Source organism: Saccharopolyspora sp. NPDC050389 (assembly GCF_040655595.1).
Lineage (GTDB): Bacteria > Actinomycetota > Actinomycetes > Mycobacteriales > Pseudonocardiaceae > Saccharopolyspora.
The window spans coordinates 155,088-174,696 of the sequence record NZ_JBFAKG010000006.1 but is presented as its reverse complement, the minus strand read 5'-3'; the positions used below and the strand labels follow the sequence as shown (position 1 = coordinate 174,696).

Below are 19,609 nucleotides of genomic sequence, written 5' to 3'. Positions count from 1 at the left end.
GCCGATGATCCGGCCACCTTGGTTATCGAGCGCCAATTCGGCGCGCATCCCATTCGATTGCCGGAGGCATCGCCATGACTGCTGCACGCCCGCTGCTCGTCGCGCGGGATTCCGCGCTGGCCGAAGAGGTATCGCGGCTGGCCGCGGCGGTCGGCGGCGAACTCGAGCACGCCGAGAACCCGGCGGCGCCGAGCTGGCGAACCGCGCCCCTGGTGCTGCTCGACGCCGCTGCGGTCGGCGCTGCCGATGGACTGCCGCGAAGACCTGGTGTCGTCGTGCTGTGCCGGGTTCCGACGCCGGATCTCTGGCGTGCCGCGTTCGAGATCGGCGCCGAGCACGTGCTCGAACTGCCCGCTGACGAGGCGGGCCTCATCGAGTTGCTGGCCGATGCCGGCGACGTTCCGGCGCAGGGCGGCCGGGTGCTCGCGGTGTTGGGCGGTTGCGGTGGGGCCGGAGCCTCCGTGCTGGCCACCGCGACGGCGGTGGTCGCCGCGCGCAGCGGAGAACGGTCGCTGCTGGTCGACTGCGATCCGCTCGGCGGCGGGGTGGACCTCGCCGTCGGTTCGGAGGCGGCCGACGGCCTGCGCTGGTCGGGGCTGGCCGTCAACGCCGGCCGACTCGCCGCGAGCGCGCTGCACGGGGCGCTGCCGAAGCGCCGGATCGGCAGCGGCGCGATCACGGTGCTGTCCTGCGACCGCGACGGACCGCCGACCGGGCTGACACCGGAGGCGGTGCGAGCGGTGCTCGGCGCGGGTCGTCGGGCAGGCGACACGGTGGTCTGCGATCTGCCGCGCACCCTGCCGGCTGCGGCCGCGGCCGGGCTGCGCCAGGCCGACCTGGCGGTCGTCGTCGTGCCGGCCGAGGTGCGAGCCTGCGCGGCGGCGGCTCGCGCGGTGGCGAACATCCGGGAACACGCGGCCGGTCCCGTCCGGCTGGTGGTCCGGGGGCCCGCGCCGGGCGGGCTGCGCACGGCGGACGTGGCGCGTGCCGTGGGCGCGGAGGTCCTGACGGTCATGCGGCCGCAGCCGCGCCTGCCGGCCGTCCTGGATCGCGGCGGCCTCGCCGCGGCAGGCCTGGTGCGGCGGGGCCCGGTGGCCCGGGCCGCGCAGGAAGTCCTGAGCGCGCTCAGCCGTTCAGAACCGTCCACAGTGGCTGGTTGACGGCATCTGAGATCGCGGGCGGGTCTGCCTGGAAAACGCGCCGGTCGGGCGGTGCGTGAATCAGCTCTTTTCGGTGCTCCACCAGAACGGAAGTGAGTCGAGTCATGTCCACGAGTCGCGTCCTTGAAATCGATCAGATCGCCGGCGGATCGGCGGAATCGTCCACTGTGGCCGATGCGATCGACGGCGAGTTGCTGGAGCGGGTGCGCAACCGGCTGGTCGGCAGCGGTGCCACGCTGACCTCGGCCGCCGTCGCGTCCGCGGTGCGGGAGGAGTCGGGTGGTCTGGTCGCCGACGCCGACGTGCTGGCCGCGCTTCGCCTGGTGCAGCAGGAATTCCGCGGTGCCGGCGTGCTGGAGCCGTTGCTGCGCGATCCGGCGGTCTCCGACGTGCTCGTCACCGCGCCGAACAAGGTGTGGGTCGACCGGGGCGACGGGCTCCAGCGGGCGGCGGTGCGCTTCGCCGACGAGGACGCGGTGCGCCGCCTCGCGCAGCGGCTCGCGGTGGCCAGCGGCCGGAGGCTGGACGACGCCCAGCCGTGGGTCGACGCCTGGCTGCCGCAGGAGAGCGCGTCCGGGCCGGTTCGGCTGCACGCGGTGCTTCCGCCGGTTGCGGGCGAGGGCACCTGCATCTCGCTGCGCGTGCTGCGCCCGGCAGCGCACGATCTCGACGCGCTGTGCGGTTCCGGTGCTTTCGACGGCCCGACCGCAGCGGTGCTGCGCGAGATTGTCGCCACCAGGCTGGCCTTCCTGGTCGTCGGCGGCACGGCCAGCGGCAAGACGACGTTGCTGGCGGCGATGTTGGGCGAGGTCGTGGATTCCGAGCGCATCGTGTGCGTCGAGGAGGCCGCCGAGCTCTACCCGCGCCATCCGCACGTGGTCCGGCTGCTCACCCGTCCGGCGAACGTCGAGGGAGCCGGGGAGATCCAGGTTCGCGACCTGGTCCGCCAGGCGCTGCGCATGCGGCCGGATCGGCTCGTCGTCGGCGAGGTGCGCGGCGGCGAGGTGCGCGAGCTGCTGGCGGCGCTGAACACCGGCCACGACGGGGGCGGCGGCACGCTGCACGCCAACTCGCCGCAAGAAGTTCCGGCCCGGATGGAGGCACTGGCAGCGCTCGGCGGGCTGCCGCGCGCGGCCCTGCACAGCCAGCTGGCCGCGGCCGTGCAGGTGGTGCTGCACGTTCGCCGGAGCGCTCGGCGCGGCCGGCATCTCGCGGGGATCGGCGTGCTGCGGCGGAACGGTGACCTGGTCGAGGTGCTCCCGGCCTGGCAGGCCGACAGCGGTTGGGGGCCGGGCAAGGACGAGTTGGCGGCGCTGCTGGCCGCGCGGGGAGGTGCGTTGCCGTGCTGATCCACGCGCTGGTCGTGCTTGCCGCGGCCGTCCTGTGCTGGCCGGAGATCAGGGCCCGCGACCGGCTCCTCGCCGCGCCGGTGCGTGTTGCCGGGCGCTCGTTCCGCGGCGCCGCGCGACTGCTCGCGATTCCAGCGGTCGCCGTCGCGGGCTGGGGCTTCGCCGGCCCGGCCGGTTCGTGCGCGGGTGTTGCGCTGTCGCTGCTCGGCGCGAAGTACTGGCGATCGCAGCGGGACTGGCGACATCGACTGGATCGGGCCGATGAGCTGACCGCGGGGCTGCGGCTGCTGGTGGCACAGCTGCGCGCTGGTGCCCACCCGGCCGCTGCGGCCGAGGGCGCGGCCGCGGAGGCCGGTCCGACGGTAGCCGGGATGTTTCAGGACATGGCGACCGCGGTTCGGCTCGGCGGCGACGTCGCAACGGTTCTCGAAGCGCACGACGGGATCGCCGAGCTGCGTGAACCGCAGGGGCGGATGGCCAGGGCCTGGGCACTGGCGGAGCGGCACGGCGTGGCACTGGCCGACTTGCTCGATGCGGTGCGCCGCGACGTCGAGCGGCGGACGGCGTTCCGGCGGGACGTCGAGGCGAAGATGGCCGGCCCGCGGTCGACCGCCGCCGTGCTCACCGGGCTGCCGGTCTTCGGGTTGCTGTTCGGCGAAGCCGTCGGGGCGGGGCCGATCACCGTCCTGACCGGCGGGCTGCTCGGGCAACTGCTCCTGCTGGTCGGCGTGGCCCTGCTGTGCGCCGGGGTCGGCTGGACGTTGCGCCTGACCAGGGCGGTGGTGCGGCCGTGATCGAACTGCTGCTCGCGGCCGCGGCTCTGCTGCTCGTCCCGACGAGCTCGGCAAGAGCGAGGCTTCGGGCGCTCGGCCCGCGCTCGCTGACCCGTGGGCGTCCGAGGCAGTCCATTGTGGTCTGGGCGTTGCCGCTGGCGGTCGGGGCTGGCGCCGTGCAGGTGCTGGGCCCGGTCGGCGGGATCTCGATGGGGCTGGCCGCCGCCTTCGCCGTGCGCCGGTGGTCGGCGCTCGCGGACCGGCGCCGCGACCGGATGGATCCGCTTGCGCTGGCCGCCGGCTGGGACCTGCTGGCCGCCGGGATGCGCGCTGGTCTGCCGGTGCCGGTGATCGTGCGGGCGGTGGCCGACGAACTCACCGGGGCGGCGCACCGAACGCTGCGCGAGGTCGCCGACCACCTCGCGCTGGGTGCGGATGCCGCAACCGGCTGGGAACCGGCACTGCGGAACCCGGATACCGCGGAACTTGCACGGGCGGCCCGGCGAACCGCCCGCACCGGCAGCGCGCTAGCAGACGTGGCGGGAGAAATCGCAACCCACGCGCGAGCCGCGGTTGCCGAGCAAGCAGAAGCGCGTGCGCAGCGAGCAACGGTGTGGATTTCGGCGCCCCTGGGCCTGTGCTTCCTGCCCGCGTTCCTGTGCCTAGGTGTGCTGCCCGTGGTGCTCGGCATGATGCACCGCCTCGCGGTGCCCTTGTAAATCCATTGTGGATCCGAATTGGAGGTTGATCGAGATGAGTGCCCGGTCGAACCGGTGGACGGCGACGCGCCGGCTGCGCGCCTTGCTGCGCGGAGACGGCGGCATGAGCACCGCCGAATACGCGATGGGAACCGTCGCCGCGGTGGCGTTCGCCTCGCTGCTGTACGACGTCGTGACCGGAAATTCGGTCAAGGACGCGCTCGCCGGGCTCATCGCCCGCGGGCTCGAGGGCGGCGATACCTGATGGCCGTGCGGGTGGTTCCGGCGTCGCCCGGCGCCGGAACGGCCTGCCGCGATGCCGGGGCGGTCACGGTCGAGGCGGCATTGGGCATCTGCTCGGTGATCGCGGTGTTCGCGCTGATCCTGACCGGGATCGGCGCGCTGATCGGCCAGCTCCGCTGCACCGATGCGGCGATCGAAGCCGCGCGGCTGGTGGCACGCGGCGACCGGCCCCGCGCGGACGAGGCGGTCGGCCGCATCGCGCCGGGCGGCGCGTCGCTTTCGGTGCGGGTCGAAGGCGATCAGGTCAGCACCGAGGTGAGCGCCCCGCTGCCCGGCGAGTTCCTGCCCGGTCGCTGGCTGAGCGCGCATGCGGTGGCGGTGCTAGAACCGGGAGTGGTGCGATGAGCGGTGACAGGGGAACCGCTACCGTGCTTTCGGCGGTGCTCTCGATGGCGCTGGTCGTCCTGCTGTGCTTCATCCTGCAGCTGGGTGCGGTCACCGTCGCCCGTCACCGGGCCGAAGGGGCGGCGGATCTCGCCGCGCTGGCCGCCGCGGCTTACGCGCCGCACGGGCAGCAGATCGCGTGTGATCGGGCGAACCGGGTCGCACGCGGGATGCGAGCCGAGCTCGCGGAGTGCCGGATGGACGGCTGGGACGCTCTCGTGACGGTGCGAGCCGATCTTCCCGCGTTCGTTCCGGGTGGGCGAAAGGCCAGCGCACGGGCGCGTGCCGGGCCGGAAGGCGGCTGAACGGCGGCCGATCGGTCTGGCCGCGACGAACGGTCGACGAGCGGTCGGGTGGCCCGGCGATCACCCTCCCGAACGGTCGTTCTGGTGCCGTTCAACAGGATGATCTTTCGGTGCACGTGTTCCGGGCGGGAGCGTTCGTCGCGGCTTAGCTACCGGTCGTCGACTGGGGGTGTACTCGCCCGGTTCGGATGACGTTGATTAGTGGTGTGAGCGCAAGACCCAAGGTTCACGACAACGAGGTCGAGAATCAGGCGGCTGCCGAAGGTTCTGCCGGAGGCACCCCCCGAGTCGCCGGTCCGGCGCCCACTGTGGAACAAGGAGGCGGAGCAAATGCAACGGTCAGCGGACAGGTGGGAAAGCGCCTTCCGCGGCATCCCGGCCCATCCGGCCGGGTTGACCAGCAGCCGGATCGAACTTCGCGTGCAGGCAATCGGATTCGCCTCGCGCGGTTGGCCGGTGCTACCCGGAACCTACCCCGAAGGAGACGGCTGGACCGGCCGTCGCGGACGCCAGGAGACCGGCCTGCGGCCGGTGTACCGGGACTGGCAGGACCGTCTCGGAACCAGCCCGGATGACGTCACGTCCTGGTGGACCGAGCGACCCTACGGCCTGCTGGTCGCCACCGGAACCACGGTCGACGCCATCGAGGTCGACTCGAACCTCGGCCACCGGGCCGCGTCGGTGCTGCGCGCACTCGGCTTCCCGGTGCCGATCGTGGCCACCCCGGACGGTCGCTGGTACTTCCTGATGTCCGGCGGCGGCGAGCTCTACCCCGAACTGGCCGAGCACGGCGGAATCCGCTTGCACGGCAACGGAAGTTGGGTGCCGATGCCCCCGACGGCCTACCCTGGCGGTGCGGTGCACTGGCGGGTCAAGCCGGAGGTGTGCGCCTGGCAGCTGCCCACCCCGGACTTCGTGCAGGACGCGCTCTGCACGGGTCTCGAGATCCTTGACGACAGCAACCCAGAGAACGTGGCGGAACTTCTCGCAGCGGGCAGGTGACCACCTGCCGGCCGCGCTGGCGTCGACCGGATCGGCATCCGCGCCCCGGGCTCCCCGACACGACCGAACGCGTCTCCTCCGAGCACGCACCAGCCCTTCGTGCTCAGCTCTCTTGTGGACGGTCGTGCAGCCCAGTCGATCCGCCGGCGCCGCCCCCGAGCGCGGCCGACACCGCATCGAGAACAGCCACCGCCCCCGCCTTGTCCAGCGGCTCGTTGCCGTTCCCGCACTTCGGCGACTGGACGCAGGACGGGCATCCAGCCGGGCAGTCGCAGGAAGCGATCGCTTCCCGCGTCGCGGCCAACCATGGGACCAATGCGGCATGACCGCGATCGGCGAATCCGGCCCCTCCCGGATGACCGTCGTGCACGAACACCGTTGCCTCCCCGGTGTCGGCGTGCAGCGCGGTGGAAACCCCGCCGATGTCCCATCGATCGCAGGTCGCGAACAGCGGTAGCAGGCCGATCGCCGCGTGCTCGGCGGCATGCAGCGCGCCGGGGATGCGCGCCGGATCCAGCCCGGCGCCCCCCGGCGCGCTGCCCACCAGCAGCTCGTCGCCGACCGTGTACCAGACCGCCCTGGTCAGCAGGGTCTGCGCGGGGAGGTCCAGCGGAACCTGGTCCAGCACCGCCCCGGAGGGGCGTTTCCGCAGGTAGCCGACGACCTGCGAGGTTACCTCCACCTCGCCGAGGCAGACCGTGACACCGCGACCGGTGTCGTGGCGCTCGATGGTCCGCAGCACCGAGATGTCCACCACGTTGCGCGGCGAGGTCGTCCAATCGGGACTCTCCTGGTGCACCAGCGCGATCCCGGTCTCCAGGTCCAGCTCGTCCACCACGAACGATTCGCCGCGGTGCAGGTAGACCGCGCCCGGGTGCACCGTCGCGCAGGCCGAGTCCGGATCCACGGTGCCGAGCATGCGTCCGGATTCGCCTTCCACGACGGCGATCGGATGCCCGCCGGCGCCACGCAGCTCGACGTTCCGATGTGGACGCTCGCGGGAGGTCCAGAACCAGCCGTGCGGGCGCTTGCGCAGCACCCCGTCCGCCGTGAGTGCCTGCACGGCCCGCCGCGCCGGTTCGCCGCCGAAGACGTCGAAGGAGTCCTCGTCGAGCGGCAGCTCGGCCGCGGCGCAGGCCAGGTGCGGTTCCAGCACGTACGGGTTGGTCGGGTCGAGCACCGTCGCCTCGACCGGCCGGTCGAGCATGGCGGGCGGGTGGTTCACCAGGTAGGTGTCCAGCGGATCGTCCCGCGCGACGAAGACGACCAAGGCGCCGTCGCCGTCCCGCCCGGCGCGCCCGGCCTGCTGCCAGAAGGACGCGAGGGTGCCGGGATACCCGGCGACCACGACGGCGTCGAGCCCGGAGATGTCGACGCCGAGTTCCAGCGCGTTGGTGGTGGCGACTGCGCGGAGCTCGCCCGAGAGCAGGGAGCGCTCCAGCTCGCGGCGATCCTCGGGCAGGTAGCCGCCACGGTAGGCGGCCACCTTCGAGGCGAGCGATTGATCCACATCGGACAGTGCACGCTGCGCGGACAGCGCCGCCAGCTCCACGCCGCGCCGAGAGCGGATGAACGCCAACGTCCTGGCGTCCTCGATGACCAGCTCGGTCATGATGCGCGCCGCCTCGGTGCCGGCCGCCCGGCGCACCGGGGCGCCGTTCTCGCCGATGATCTCTTCGAGCAGCGGCGGTTCCCAGAACGCGATAGTCCGGGCTCCGCGCGGCGAACCGTCGTCGGTAACGGCGCGGCACGAGACGCCGGTCAGGCGCTCGGCCAGCGATGCCGGGTCGGACACGGTGGCCGAGGCGAGCACGAAGACCGGGTTCGCGCCGTAGTGCTGCGCGACGCGGCGCAGGCGGCGCAGCAGCAGCGCGACGTGCGAGCCGAATACGCCGCGATAGGTGTGGCACTCGTCGACCACGATGTGGCTGAGCCGCCGGAAGAAGCGCGCCCAGCGGCCGTGCGCGGGCAGCACGCCGTAATGCAGCATGTCCGGGTTGGTGAAGATCCACCGGCCGTGCGCGCGCACCCAGTCCCGCTCGACCTGCGGGGTGTCGCCGTCGTAGCTCGCCGCCCGGACCTCCGCCATGCCGAGCTCGCCGATGGTGCGTAGCTGATCGGCGCCGAGCGCCTTCGTGGGGGCGAGGTACAGCGCGGTCGCCCGGTCGTCGTCGAGCAGCCGCGAGAGCACCGGCAGCTGGTAGACCAGCGATTTCCCGGAGGCGGTGCCGGTTGCGACGACCACGTGCTCGCCTGCGCGGACCGCCTCCGCTCCCTCGATCTGGTGCACCCACGGCTCTCGCGCGCCGCGCTCGCGGAACGCGTCCACCAGCCGCGGCGGGACCCACTCCGGCCAGTCGGCGGTCCGGGCCGGGCGGGTGGGCAGGTGCTCGACGTGGCGCACCGGTGTTTCGTCGGCAGGTATGCCGGCTACCGCGCGGTCGAGTAACCGCCGCCCCTTGTCCTGGTCCGCTGCGCGCACGCTAGCGAGCCTCGCACAGCACCGATCGCGCACCGCGCACGCGTTCCCGGTTTCCGCATCCGTGTCGGTATCGCTCGATCGGATGGTTCTGGCTACGAGTCGGGGCGGTAGCGCTGACGCCGGCGTCGATCCGGTGGACTGTCGGAGTCGTGTCCAATACCTCATGTAACCCGTTTGGGCCAAATCAACCTTTGCCCAATTGGGTGATCAAGTACCTATCTTAATCGATTAACTGGTAACGGAATCCCACGTCGGGACGAGGTGCGTATCACACCGTGAGGTAAGCCACTTGTGGCCTGAATAGACTCCCGAGCCACGACGTCGCCACGGACGGCCAGCGACCGATCACCGGCCGTACCGGGCGGGGCCGCCTACCGCGCACCGGAGCCCGGTCGAACATTGCGGAGCTCCGGTGCTGAACCGAGCACAACCCAGGAGGACGGATGTCCCTGCTCACCCCGGTCCAGCACGGCTGGGCCCAGGGCGCTGCACCACGGAGCTCGCATACCCGGATGGACCTCGCCCAACAAGCCACCGGTATCGAACTCGGCGGCGCCGACTACGTCGTCGTCGGCGCGGTGATGGTGATCGCCCTGGCCGCCCTGGCCTTCGGCTACGTCCTGATCAAGGAGGTGCTGTCCGCCGGCCAAGGCACGGCCAAGATGCAGGACATCGCCAAGGGCGTGCAGGAAGGCGCCTCGGCCTACCTGAGCCGGCAGTTCCGCACCCTGGCGATCTTCGCCGTGATCGTGTTCCTGGTGCTGTTCGCGCTGCCCTCGGAGAGCACAGGCGAGACGATCGGGCGATCGATCTTCTTCCTGTTCGGTGCAGCCTTCTCGGCCACCATCGGCTACCTCGGCATGTGGCTGTCCACTCGCGCGAACGTCCGCGTCGCGGCGGCCGCCCGCGAGGCCGGTGAGGGGCGCGAGAAGGCGATGCGGGTCGCGTTCCGCACCGGCGGCGTTGTCGGCATGATCACCGTCGGCCTCGGCCTGTTCGGCGCCGCGCTGGTGGTGCTGGTCTACGCCGGCGGCGCCCCGCGCGTGCTGGAGGGATTCGGCTTCGGCGCGGCCCTGCTGGCGATGTTCATGCGGGTCGGCGGCGGCATCTTCACCAAGGCCGCCGACGTGGGCGCCGACCTGGTCGGCAAGGTCGAGCAGAACATCCCGGAGGACGACCCGCGCAACGCCGCCACGATCGCCGACAACGTCGGCGACAACGTCGGTGACTGCGCCGGCATGGCGGCCGACCTGTTCGAGTCCTACGCGGTCACCCTGGTCGCCTCGCTGATCCTGGGCACCGCCGCGTTCGGCCTGCACGGCCTGCTGTTCCCGCTGATCGTGCCCGCGCTGGGCGTGATCACCGCGGTGATCGGCGTCTACATCACCAAGGCCCGTGCCGGCGAGAACGCGCTGACCGCGATCAACCGGTCGTTCTACATCTCGGCCGGGATCAGCGCGGTGCTCTGCGCGATCGCCGCGCTGCTGTACCTGCCGAGCTCCTTCGGCGAGCTCACCGGCGTCTCCGAGGGCATCCGCGCCACCAGTGGCAACCCGGCGGTGATCGCGCTGGTCGCGGTGATCATCGGCATCCTGCTCGCGGTGGTCATCCTCAAGCTCACCGGCTACTTCACCGCCACCGAGCACCGGCCGGTGCGCGACGTCGGCAAGTCGTCGCTGACCGGCGCGGCCACCGTGATCCTCTCCGGCCTGTCGGTGGGCTTCGAGTCCGCCGTGTACACCGCGCTGATCATCGGCGCGGCGGTGTTCGGCGCGTTCCTGCTGTCCGGTTCGCTGCCGGTGGCGCTGTTCGCCATCGCGCTGGCCGGCTGCGGCCTGCTGACCACCGTCGGCGTGATCGTCGCGATGGACACCTTCGGCCCGGTCAGCGACAACGCCCAGGGCATCGCCGAGATGTCCGGCGACGTCGAGGGCGAGGGCGCGAAGATCCTCACCGAGCTGGACGCCGTCGGCAACACCACCAAGGCGATCACCAAGGGCATCGCGATCGCGACGGCGGTGCTGGCCGCGACCGCGCTGTTCGGGTCCTACACGGACGCCATCGGCGTTGCGCTGGCCGATGTGGCCGGACAGCTCAGCGTCTCCGAGTTCTTCGTCTACGCACCGAACGTGCTGGTGGGCGTGATCATCGGGGCGGCTGTGGTGTTCCTGTTCACCGGGCTGGCGATCAACGCGGTATCCCGCGCCGCCGGGGCCGTGGTCTACGAGGTGCGCCGGCAGTTCAAGGAAAAGCCGGGGATCATGGACGGCTCGGAGCGTCCCGAGTACGGCCGGGTCGTCGACATCTGCACCCGCGACTCGCTGCGCGAGCTGACCACGCCCGGTCTGCTCGCGGTGCTGGCGCCGATCGCGGTCGGCTTCGGCTTGGGCGTCGGCCCGTTGGCCGGCTACCTCGCCGGTGCGATCGCGACGGGCACCCTGATGGCGATCTTCCTGGCCAACTCCGGTGGTGCCTGGGACAACTCGAAGAAGCTGGTCGAGGACGGCTACCACGGTGGCAAGGGGTCCGAGGCGCACGGCGCCACGGTCATCGGCGACACCGTCGGCGACCCGTTCAAGGACACCGCCGGCCCGGCGATCAACCCGCTGCTGAAGGTGATGAACCTGGTGTCGCTGCTGATCGCACCGGCCGTGGTGACCTTCTCGGTCGGCGACACCGCGTCGCCTGTGGTGCGGATCTCCATCGCGGTCGTCGCGGCCGTGGTGATCGTCGCGGCGGTGGTGATCTCCAAGCGCCGTTCCACGTCGATCGCGGAGTCATCCCCGTCGGACGACAAGGCGGTCAACGGCGCGGCCTGACGCGTCAGCGGTGAAGCGAACGGACTGTTCGCCTCTTCTATCGAGGCGAACAGTCCGTTCGCCTCGATAGCGAGAATGGCGCGAATCTGGAAGGGCGCTGTCCCGGAGCGGGGCGGCGCCCTTTTCGTGCGCTGGGGTTTCGGCGGGCGGGCGACCCCGCCTTGCGGCGCGCGGTGGGCGGTGCGGGAGAGTCTGGCGGCACGCCGAAGGCAACTCCGATCTCTGCGAGGAGTGCGCATGAAGATCCGTTCGACGTCCATCGCGGTGCTGGCGGCCGTCCCGCTGGCGCTAGCCGGGTGCGCGGGAGGCCCGGCTCAGGCCCCGGCTCCCGCTCCGCCGCCGAAGGCCGCCGCCCCGAGTCCGGAGGGAGTCGCGTGGACGGGCCGGATGTGCGGGCTGGTGGGTGACTTCTCCGCCTCCCAGCAGCAGCTGCCGGGTGTGGACAAGACGAACACGGCGACGGTCAAGAAGTCGGTGACCGAACGCATCGACTCGGCGGTGCGCTCCGCCGACGACACCATCAACGGGCTGCGGGGCCTGGGGCCGTCGCCGATCGCGGGCGCGGACTCCGTCAACGACGGCTTCCAGCAGGGCTTCACGCAGGTCCGCGATCTGCTGACGTCGGCAGCCGAGAAGGCGAAGCAGATCGATCCGACCAACGAGCAGCGATTCCAGGAGGGCATGGCCGCGATGCAGCAGGAGCTGCAGAAGGGCCAGCAGCTGGACCTCCAGGACGAGCTGGCGGCGCTGGACAAGAACGAGGAGCTCAAGGCCGCCGCGCAGCAGGCGCCGGAGTGCAAGCAATTCTTCACCTCGCCCCAACAACCGCAGCCCCCGCGCTGACCCGCCGAGGGTTTCCGCTGGTCACGGGCCGTGAGTGTTTTGGGTCGCTATAGGGCCTGTTTCCAAACTCGTCCTGCGTGGCGGTGCGGGTGGCGGCCCCCCTGCGGGAGTCACCGCGGTCTTCTCGCTGTGGGATCCCCGACATCATGAATGCCAATTCACTACGTCGGGGCTGTCCTCGCTGGGAGAACCCCGGGGGGGTGGGCACCGTGAACCCGCGGCGGTGCGGGTTGCGTGGGTGGGCTAAGCGGCTGCGCCGCTTCAAAGACAAAACGCCCGCGTTACCGCATCCGCACGTCACCACATCCAAAACAGCCTCTACAGCAGCCCAAAACACTCACGGCCCCGGACCTGCGCAGGTTTCCGATCCCGGTGACGCAAACGGGTGGATGTGCTGGCCAAGGTCGAACTGTTGTTCTATCATGCGGGCCGTGGACCAGCTGTCCTTCTACTCGGCCGAGGCGCGGCAGCCCGACGTCGCCGACCTCGCGGGCATGCTGTGCGGCCCGGGGCAGGCGGTCGGCTTCGGCCGCGGCACCGCGGCCCGGCTGTCCGTGGTGGTCGACGCCGAATGGCGCGCCCGCTCCCTGGTCGCGGCCTGCGCCGAACGCGGCGTGGAAGCCGAGCTCGGCCGCTCCGACGAAGGCCGCCCGCTGATTCGCACCGCGTTCCGCGCCGACCTCACCGGCCTCGCCGCGCGCTGGCTGCGCGGCGCCGTGAAGTCGGTCCCGCCGGACTTCGTCCCGGACGGCGCCGCCCTCCGGCTCTGGGCGCTGACCGCCGGCTCCGCCGAGCCCACCGGCTACCGCCTCGGGCTCGATCCGCACGCGCCCGACACGCACGCGCCGCTGGTCGCGGCGCTGCGCGGCTGCGGCCTCCCGGCGAAACCGGTCGGCCCGCGCGCCGGTGGTCCGGCGCTTCGCGTCGCCGGTCGTCGCGGCCTCGCCCGCCTCGCGGAGCTCGTCGGACCAACGCCCGATGGTGCGATCGAGCGAACGTGGCCGTTGGTGTCCTGACGGGTTTGACGCACATCACGCGAGGTCACGCAACGGAACACGACAGTCACCCGATACGTTCGTACAAGAAGACGTTGACGAGTCTCAGCGTGTTATGTGCAACCCTGTGCCTTCCCGGCGCGCTGCGAACCAGCGCATAAGGGGCACACTGAGGAACTTGTCGGGTAGCACCGGGTGCAACGGAAGCCTCCGGAAGAAGAGAGCAGGTAAGCGTGGCTGGGTCGACACGGACGAAGAAGGCCGGCGGTACCGGCCGGGCTTCGGGGTCCCCCAACGGGGCTGGCTCCGCGGGTCGGCGCTTGGTGATCGTCGAGTCGCCTGCGAAGGCGAAGAAGATCGCCTCCTACCTGGGCTCGAACTTCATCGTCGAGTCTTCTCGTGGGCACATCCGGGACCTGCCGAAGAACGCCAAGGACGTGCCGGAGAAGTACAAGGGGCAGGCGTGGGCCCGGCTGGGCGTCGACGTCGACAACGACTTCGAGCCGCTGTACCTGGTGAGTTCGGACAAGAAGGCGACGGTCACCGAGCTCAAGGACGCGCTCAAGCAGGTCGACGAGCTCTACCTCGCGACGGACGGTGACCGCGAGGGCGAGGCGATCGCCTGGCACCTGCTGGAGACGCTGAAGCCGAAGGTGCCGGTGCGCCGGATGGTGTTCCACGAGATCACCGAGTCGGCGATCCAGGCGGCCGCCGCGAACCCGCGCGACCTGGACCAAGACCTGGTGGACGCGCAGGAGACCCGCCGCATCCTGGACCGGCTGTACGGCTATGAGGTCAGCCCGGTGCTGTGGAAGAAGGTCATGCCGAAGCTGTCGGCGGGCCGCGTGCAGTCGGTGGCGACCCGGATCGTGGTCGAGCGGGAGCGCGAGCGGATCAGGTTCGTCCCGGCCGAGTACTGGGACATCTCCGCGACGATGGACGCCGGCGCGGACGCCTCGCCGCGTCGCTTCGGCGCCCGCCTGGTCAACGTGGACGGCGCGAAGCTGGCCACCGGGCGCGACTTCGGCCCGGACGGGCGGCTGAAGAACGCCGACACGCGGGTGCTGACCGAGCAGGAGGCGCGCAGCCTCGCCGCGGCGCTCGCCGACGCGCAGCTGCACGTCTCCAGCGTCGAGGAGAAGCCGTACACGCGGAAGCCGTACGCGCCGTTCATGACCTCCACGCTGCAGCAGGAGGCCAGCCGCAAGCTGCGGTTCTCGGCCGACCGCACGATGCGCACGGCGCAGCGGTTGTACGAGAACGGTTACATCACCTACATGCGTACCGACTCGACGACGCTGTCCGAGACGGCGATCAACGCGGCGCGCAACCAGGCCCGGGACCTCTACGGCGACCAGTACCTGTCGCCGCAGCCGCGGCAGTACACCCGCAAGGTCAAGAACGCCCAGGAGGCGCACGAGGCGATCCGCCCGGCGGGTGAGAGCTTCCGCACTCCGGGCGAGGTCGCGGGCGAGCTGCGCAGCGACGTCGACGGCTACAAGCTCTACGAGCTGATCTGGCAGCGCACCATCGCCTCCCAGATGGCCGACGCGAAGGGCACCACGCTGTCGGTGCGCATCACCGGCACCGCCACCAGCGGCGAGGAGTGCACCTTCGCCGCGTCCGGCCGCACGATCACCTTCGCCGGGTTCCTGAAGGCCTACGTCGAGGCGGTCGACTCGGAGGCCGGTGGGGTCGCCGACGACGCCGAGTCGCGGCTGCCGCAGCTGGTGCAGGACCAGGCGATCACCGCGCCGGAGCTGTCGCCGGACGGGCACACCACCAACCCGCCGCCGCGCTTCACCGAGGCCAGCCTCGTGAAGACGATGGAAGAGCTGGGCATCGGGCGCCCGTCGACCTACGCGTCGATCATCAGCACCGTGCAGGAGCGCGGCTACGTGTGGAAGAAGGGCTCCGCGCTCGTTCCGTCGTGGATCGCCTTCGCCGTGGTCGGGCTGCTGGAGAAGCACTTCGGCCGGCTGGTGGACTACGACTTCACGGCCGCGCTGGAAGACGAGCTGGACCGCATCGCCGAGGGGCGTGAGGAGCGCACCAGCTGGCTGTCCGGTTTCTACTTCGGCGGTGACGTGGGCCCGGAGGGCTCCATCGGTCGCGCCGGCGGGCTGAAGAAGCTGGTCGGTTCCGGGGTCGAGGAGATCGACCCGCGGGAGATCAACTCCATCCCGATGTTCAACGACGACGAGGACCGCACCGTCTACGTGCGAGTCGGCCGCTACGGCCCGTACCTGGAGCGGACGCTGGCCGACGGTTCGTCGCAGCGCGCGAACCTGCCGGACGACCTGCCGCCGGACGAGCTCACCGTGGAGATCGCGGAGAAGCTGTTCGCCACTCCGATGGAGGGCCGCAGCCTCGGCACCGACCCGGAGTCCGGGCACGAGGTGGTCGCCAAGGAGGGCCGGTTCGGGCCGTACGTCACCGAGGTCCTGCCCGAGGGCAACAAGAACAAGCCGCGCACCGGCAGCCTGTTCAAGCAGATGTCGCTGGACACCGTGTCGCTCGACGACGCGCTGAAGCTGCTGTCGCTGCCGCGCGTGGTGGGCAAGGACCCGGAGTCCGACAACGAGATCACCGCGCAGAACGGCCGCTACGGCCCGTACCTGAAGAAGGGCACCGACTCGCGGTCGCTGGAGACCGAGGACCAGATCTTCTCGATCACGCTGGAAGAGGCGCTCAAGATCTACGAGCAGCCGAAGCAGCGCGGTCGGCGGGCGGCCGCGGCGCCGCTGCGGGAGCTCGGCGATGAGCCGGACACCGGCAAGCCGCTGGTGATCAAGGACGGCCGCTTCGGTCCGTACGTCACCGACGGCGAGACCAACGCCTCGCTGCGCAAGGGCGACGACGTCGAGTCGTTGACCATGGATCGCGCGGTGGAGCTGCTCGCGGAGCGGCGGGCCAAGGCGCCGGCGAAGAAGAAGGCGCCCGCGAAGAAGGCCCCGGCCAAGAAGACCGCTGCGAAGTCGACGGCGTCCAAGACGACGGCGTCCAAGACGACCGCGTCCAAGTCGACGGCGTCCAAGACGACCGCCGCGAAGACGACGGCTGCGAAGAAGCGGGCGAGTTCCACTTCGAAGTCCTCCTGATCCTGGTGTTCCGCCGCCCCGAGGCGGAGACTTCCGGTTATCGGAAGCCTCGGGGAGGCGGACATGCGGGATGCCTTGCACGGTCACGACGGCACGCAGCCGTTGCCGCCTTTGCCATTTCGTCCGGATGCCCTGTTCGGCACGTTCGCCGTGCCGCAGCAGCGGACCGCACCGCCGGAGCCCTGGAGGCCGCCGAGCACGGCGGAGGACGCGCGCAGGCCGATTCGGCGTCGCCGCGCTCCGGCAACCAGTCCTCAGCCGCCTCGTCTTGCGCCGCCGCAGGAGAAGCCGCGCCGCACCGCCGGGGCGATCGTGGGCTTCCTGATCGCGTTGGCCGTCGCGGTGCTCGTGGCCTTGGCGGTGCTTCGCCGGGTGCTCGAAGGGTTCTCCGGTTGACCGCAGGCCGGTCGGTGCCGCCCCGTACAGTCTGGGTGTTCGCGAAGTACTGGAGGCGACGTGATGCAAACCGACGCTCCGGACGTGCCCGGCACCGGGGTGTGGGCGGAGGTCGTCGGGCAGCCCGACGCGGTGCGGACGCTCTACACCGCCGTGCGCGCTGCTCATCGCCAGGTGCGGGGCGAGCCGGTTCCGCCGGGTTCGATGACGCACGCGTGGCTGTTCACTGGGCCGCCCGGTTCGGGTCGGTCGATCGCGGCCCGCGCCTTCGCCGCGGGTTTGGAGTGCGTCGATCCCGAGCAGCCGGGCTGCGGGCACTGCCCGGCGTGCCGGACGGTGCTGCACGGCACGCACGCCGACGTGCGCCTGGTGGCGCCGGAAGGCCTGTCGATCTCGGTCGCGGAGATGCGGGCTCTCGTACAAGCCGCGGCGCGCCGCCCGACCACCGGCCAGTGGCGCATCGTGCTGATCGAAGACTCCGACCGGCTCACGGAAGGCGCGGCGAACGCGCTGCTCAAGGCGGTGGAGGAGCCGCCGCCGAGGACCGTGTTCCTGCTGTGCGCGCCGTCTGATCACCCGGAGGACGTGTCCGTCACGATCCGTTCCCGGTGCCGTGTCGTGCAGTTGCGCACGCCGTTGTCCGACGCGATCGCAGAGGTGCTGCACGAGCGCGACGGCGTGGACGCGGAGCTCGCGCAGTGGGCGGCGTCGGTGTGCGGCGGGCACATCGGCCGGGCGCGGCGGCTGGCGACCGACGAGGAGGCGCGGGAGCGGCGCGAGTCGGTGTTGCGGATTCCGGTGGGGCTGCGCCGGTTCTCGGACGTGTTCACGGCGGCCACTGGGCTGGTGAAGCTGGCCGAGACGGAAGCAGTCACCGCGAACGAGGACCGCAACGAGGCCGAGAAGGAAGAGCTGAAGACCGCGATGGGCGCGGGCGGCACCGGCAAGGGCACGGCGTCGGCTACGCGCGGCGCGAACGCGGCGCTGAAAGAGCTGGAGAAGCGCCAGAAATCCCGCGCCACCCGTTCCCAGCGCGACGCACTGGACCTGGCGCTGGTCGACCTGGCGGGCTTCTACCGGGACGTGCTGGTGATGCGGGCCAGCTCGACGGCGCCGCTGAACCACCCGGATTTCGAGCGCTCGGTGGCGAAGGCGGCGGCGGAGTGGACGTCGGAATCGGCGCTGCGCCGCCTCGACGCGGTCCTGGGTTGCCGGCTCGCGCTGACGCAGAACGTGAAGCCCATCATCGCGGTGGAGGCCATGCTCGCCACCCTCTACACCGGCTGACTCCACGGTGCTCTGATCATCAGGGCAGCGGGATGTTGACGAGGCCGAGACCGAATCCCCCAGAGCGGCCACGCACCCGGGGAAACCTCGAACCGTGAAAATTCGGTGGCCCGGAAGTCGTTGCCGTTCCGGCGGATCGCAGTGCCGTGGCCGTCACGACCAGTACCGGAACGTGGACACCGCCAGCAGGAGCAGGAACAGGATTCCCAGGAGCACCAGGCATCCGACCCCGTCGGTCTTCTTCTCGCGGAGCTCGACGCGGCCGCCGGGTGGAGTGCCCGGATGACGGCGCGTGTAGTGCTCGATCTGCTCCTCGGCACCAGCCGACTCGGTGAGCCACGGCGTCCGGTGGTCGCACTCCCCGCACGAGTACCGGTAGTTGTCGTCGGCCATGCCGTTTTCCTTCTCGGCGTGTGGTGCCGAACCCTGGTCGGCCGGGCGAACCTCCTGTCGCCCGACCGACCAGCCCCCGGTTTGCCGCAGATCAGGGGTGCTGAAGGCGCTGCATGATCAGCGAGACGTAGTGGTCCATGTCCTTCTGCAGGCACGGCAGCGAGGCGTGCTTCCCGGTGCAGCCCGGCGCCCACGTGCTGCCGTCGCCGTAATCCGCGAAGTAGTGCGGGATGCCGGCGGCGTTCAGGTTGGCCGCGGTCACCAGGTTGGTGTCCCTGGCCACGCTCTCGACGATGGCCTGGGGCGGGTTGACGGCCAGATCGCCGCCGTTGCCGGTGTACATGGCCACGCCCATGCCGCGCAGCGACTCGACGTGCTGGGCGGGGCTCTGCGCGTTCCACTCCCCGTCGTGGGGCCAGACCGGCGAGCCGAAGATCGAATCGACCGCGACGGTCGGCGTGCCGGATTCCGGCAGCAGCTCGGTGCCGATCACCGCCGCGCGCTGCGCCTGGTTGAGCAGGTCGAGGCCGCCGGAGAAGCTGCCGACGTAGCTGAACAGCTCCGGTCGGGGCTCGGCGTAGTGGAACGCCCCGAAACCGCCCATCGAGTGGCCGACGATGGCCCGGCCTTCCCTGGCGGGGATGGTCCGCAGGTTGGCGTCGATCAGCGGGATGACCTGGCCGAGGTGGAAGTTCTCCCAGTTCTGCGGGCCCAGCCCGCCGGGGTTCACCCAGTTCGAGTACCAGCTGCGAACCCCGTTGGGGTGCACCGTGATCAGCGGTGCGTCTTTGGTCGCCTGCTCGGTGATCTGCTGGTTGACCTGGGTGTTGGCGCGGTCCGGATTGCCGTGCAGCGAATACAGCACCGGGTAGCGGTCGGCGTCGCCGTTGTAGCCCTCGGGCAGGGTGACCATGATGTCGTGCTGGCCCGCGACCTGGCCCGGCAGCAGCGTCGGATTCGGAACCTGGTCGGAGGCGACGGAGAAGACGAACGTCCGCTGGGCGTCGTCGACCCACTCGGGCTGCCGGACCACGGTCAGGCCGAAACCGCTGTCGAGGCGTGGCGGTTCGGTCTCGGCGGTCGCGGCGGTGGCGATGAGAGTCGATGCGACGGTCAGGCCGGCCGCCATCGCGACCGCCCGCCACAGTGATTTCCGGAAACGGGTCATGCGGTTCCCCTGTCGAAGGCTGACCTCGCCGACTCGGCGAGCGCCGGCCGCCAGGTTCCGGCCGGTACCGCAAATGATGTTGTTTGCGCTGGTCAGCAGACCAGGGCACGAACCGGCCAAATACGGCCGGTCGTCGCGTTCTTCGCGCTAA

The 19,609-nt window shown here is 71.1% G+C and carries 17 protein-coding genes; 14 read left to right on the top strand and 3 right to left on the bottom strand.

Annotation, left to right across the window (positions count from 1 at the left end; all coding sequences use genetic code 11):
- Positions 1-74 precede the first annotated feature (74 nt).
- From ssd to AB0I53_RS06075, 8 genes are all read left to right on the top strand, one after another.
- Positions 75-1,160, top strand: coding sequence for a septum site-determining protein Ssd (gene ssd, locus AB0I53_RS06110; protein WP_358597226.1), 1,086 nt, complete (start codon positions 75-77; stop codon positions 1,158-1,160).
- 179 nt (positions 1,161-1,339) lie between these two features.
- Positions 1,340-2,509 (top strand): TadA family conjugal transfer-associated ATPase, encoded by a 1,170-nt coding sequence (locus AB0I53_RS06105; RefSeq protein WP_358597281.1) that lies wholly within the window; start codon positions 1,340-1,342, stop codon positions 2,507-2,509.
- Positions 2,503-3,303: a type II secretion system F family protein gene (locus AB0I53_RS06100; RefSeq protein ID WP_358597223.1), complete on the top strand. Its 801-nt coding sequence runs from the start codon at positions 2,503-2,505 to the stop codon at positions 3,301-3,303. The genes AB0I53_RS06105 and AB0I53_RS06100 overlap by 7 nt, the downstream gene beginning before the upstream one ends.
- Positions 3,300-4,001, top strand: coding sequence for a type II secretion system F family protein (locus AB0I53_RS06095; protein ID WP_358597220.1), 702 nt, complete (start codon positions 3,300-3,302; stop codon positions 3,999-4,001). The genes AB0I53_RS06100 and AB0I53_RS06095 overlap by 4 nt, the downstream gene beginning before the upstream one ends.
- 34 nt (positions 4,002-4,035) lie before the next feature.
- The gene (locus tag AB0I53_RS06090) at positions 4,036-4,245 is read left to right on the top strand and encodes a DUF4244 domain-containing protein (protein ID WP_358597217.1); all 210 of its coding nucleotides are present in this window, start codon (positions 4,036-4,038) and stop codon (positions 4,243-4,245) included.
- Positions 4,245-4,628 carry a TadE family type IV pilus minor pilin gene (locus tag AB0I53_RS06085; protein ID WP_358597214.1) on the top strand — a complete coding sequence of 128 codons (384 nt, stop codon included), beginning with the start codon at positions 4,245-4,247 and terminating at the stop codon, positions 4,626-4,628. The genes AB0I53_RS06090 and AB0I53_RS06085 overlap by 1 nt, the downstream gene beginning before the upstream one ends.
- Positions 4,625-4,972 (top strand): Rv3654c family TadE-like protein, encoded by a 348-nt coding sequence (locus AB0I53_RS06080; protein WP_358597211.1) that lies wholly within the window; start codon positions 4,625-4,627, stop codon positions 4,970-4,972. The genes AB0I53_RS06085 and AB0I53_RS06080 overlap by 4 nt, the downstream gene beginning before the upstream one ends.
- A gap of 330 nt (positions 4,973-5,302) precedes the next feature.
- A complete protein-coding gene (locus AB0I53_RS06075; protein WP_358597208.1) occupies positions 5,303-5,974 on the top strand; it encodes a bifunctional DNA primase/polymerase in 672 nt (223 codons plus the stop codon).
- Positions 5,975-6,077: 103 nt separating this feature from the next.
- On the opposite strand, the gene AB0I53_RS06070 is transcribed toward AB0I53_RS06075, so the two are convergent.
- Positions 6,078-8,456 (bottom strand): DEAD/DEAH box helicase, encoded by a 2,379-nt coding sequence (locus AB0I53_RS06070; RefSeq protein ID WP_358597205.1) that lies wholly within the window; start codon positions 8,454-8,456, stop codon positions 6,078-6,080.
- Between the two features lie 512 nt (positions 8,457-8,968).
- Between AB0I53_RS06070 and AB0I53_RS06065 the strand changes: the two genes are divergently transcribed.
- From AB0I53_RS06065 to AB0I53_RS06040, 6 genes are all read left to right on the top strand, one after another.
- Positions 8,969-11,275, top strand: coding sequence for a sodium-translocating pyrophosphatase (locus AB0I53_RS06065; RefSeq protein ID WP_358597278.1), 2,307 nt, complete (start codon positions 8,969-8,971; stop codon positions 11,273-11,275).
- 237 nt (positions 11,276-11,512) lie between these two features.
- Positions 11,513-12,118, top strand: a complete 606-nt coding sequence (locus AB0I53_RS06060) for a hypothetical protein (RefSeq protein WP_358597202.1) — start codon at positions 11,513-11,515, stop codon at positions 12,116-12,118.
- A 422-nt stretch (positions 12,119-12,540) separates the two neighbouring features.
- The gene (locus AB0I53_RS06055; protein WP_358597199.1) at positions 12,541-13,134 is read left to right on the top strand and encodes a hypothetical protein; all 594 of its coding nucleotides are present in this window, start codon (positions 12,541-12,543) and stop codon (positions 13,132-13,134) included.
- A 299-nt stretch (positions 13,135-13,433) separates the two neighbouring features.
- Positions 13,434-16,214 carry a type I DNA topoisomerase gene (gene topA / locus AB0I53_RS06050; protein ID WP_358597197.1) on the top strand — a complete coding sequence of 927 codons (2,781 nt, stop codon included), beginning with the start codon at positions 13,434-13,436 and terminating at the stop codon, positions 16,212-16,214.
- Positions 16,215-16,277: 63 nt separating this feature from the next.
- Positions 16,278-16,610 (top strand): hypothetical protein, encoded by a 333-nt coding sequence (locus AB0I53_RS06045; protein WP_358597194.1) that lies wholly within the window; start codon positions 16,278-16,280, stop codon positions 16,608-16,610.
- A gap of 63 nt (positions 16,611-16,673) precedes the next feature.
- Positions 16,674-17,897 carry a DNA polymerase III subunit delta' gene (locus tag AB0I53_RS06040; RefSeq protein WP_358597275.1) on the top strand — a complete coding sequence of 408 codons (1,224 nt, stop codon included), beginning with the start codon at positions 16,674-16,676 and terminating at the stop codon, positions 17,895-17,897.
- Positions 17,898-18,050: 153 nt separating this feature from the next.
- On the opposite strand, the gene AB0I53_RS06035 is transcribed toward AB0I53_RS06040, so the two are convergent.
- Positions 18,051-18,290: a hypothetical protein gene (locus tag AB0I53_RS06035; RefSeq protein ID WP_358597192.1), complete on the bottom strand. Its 240-nt coding sequence runs from the start codon at positions 18,288-18,290 to the stop codon at positions 18,051-18,053.
- 91 nt (positions 18,291-18,381) lie between these two features.
- On the bottom strand, positions 18,382-19,458 hold the full coding sequence (locus tag AB0I53_RS06030) for an alpha/beta hydrolase-fold protein (RefSeq protein WP_358597189.1): 1,077 nt from the start codon (positions 19,456-19,458) through the stop codon (positions 18,382-18,384).
- Positions 19,459-19,609: the final 151 nt, after the last annotated feature.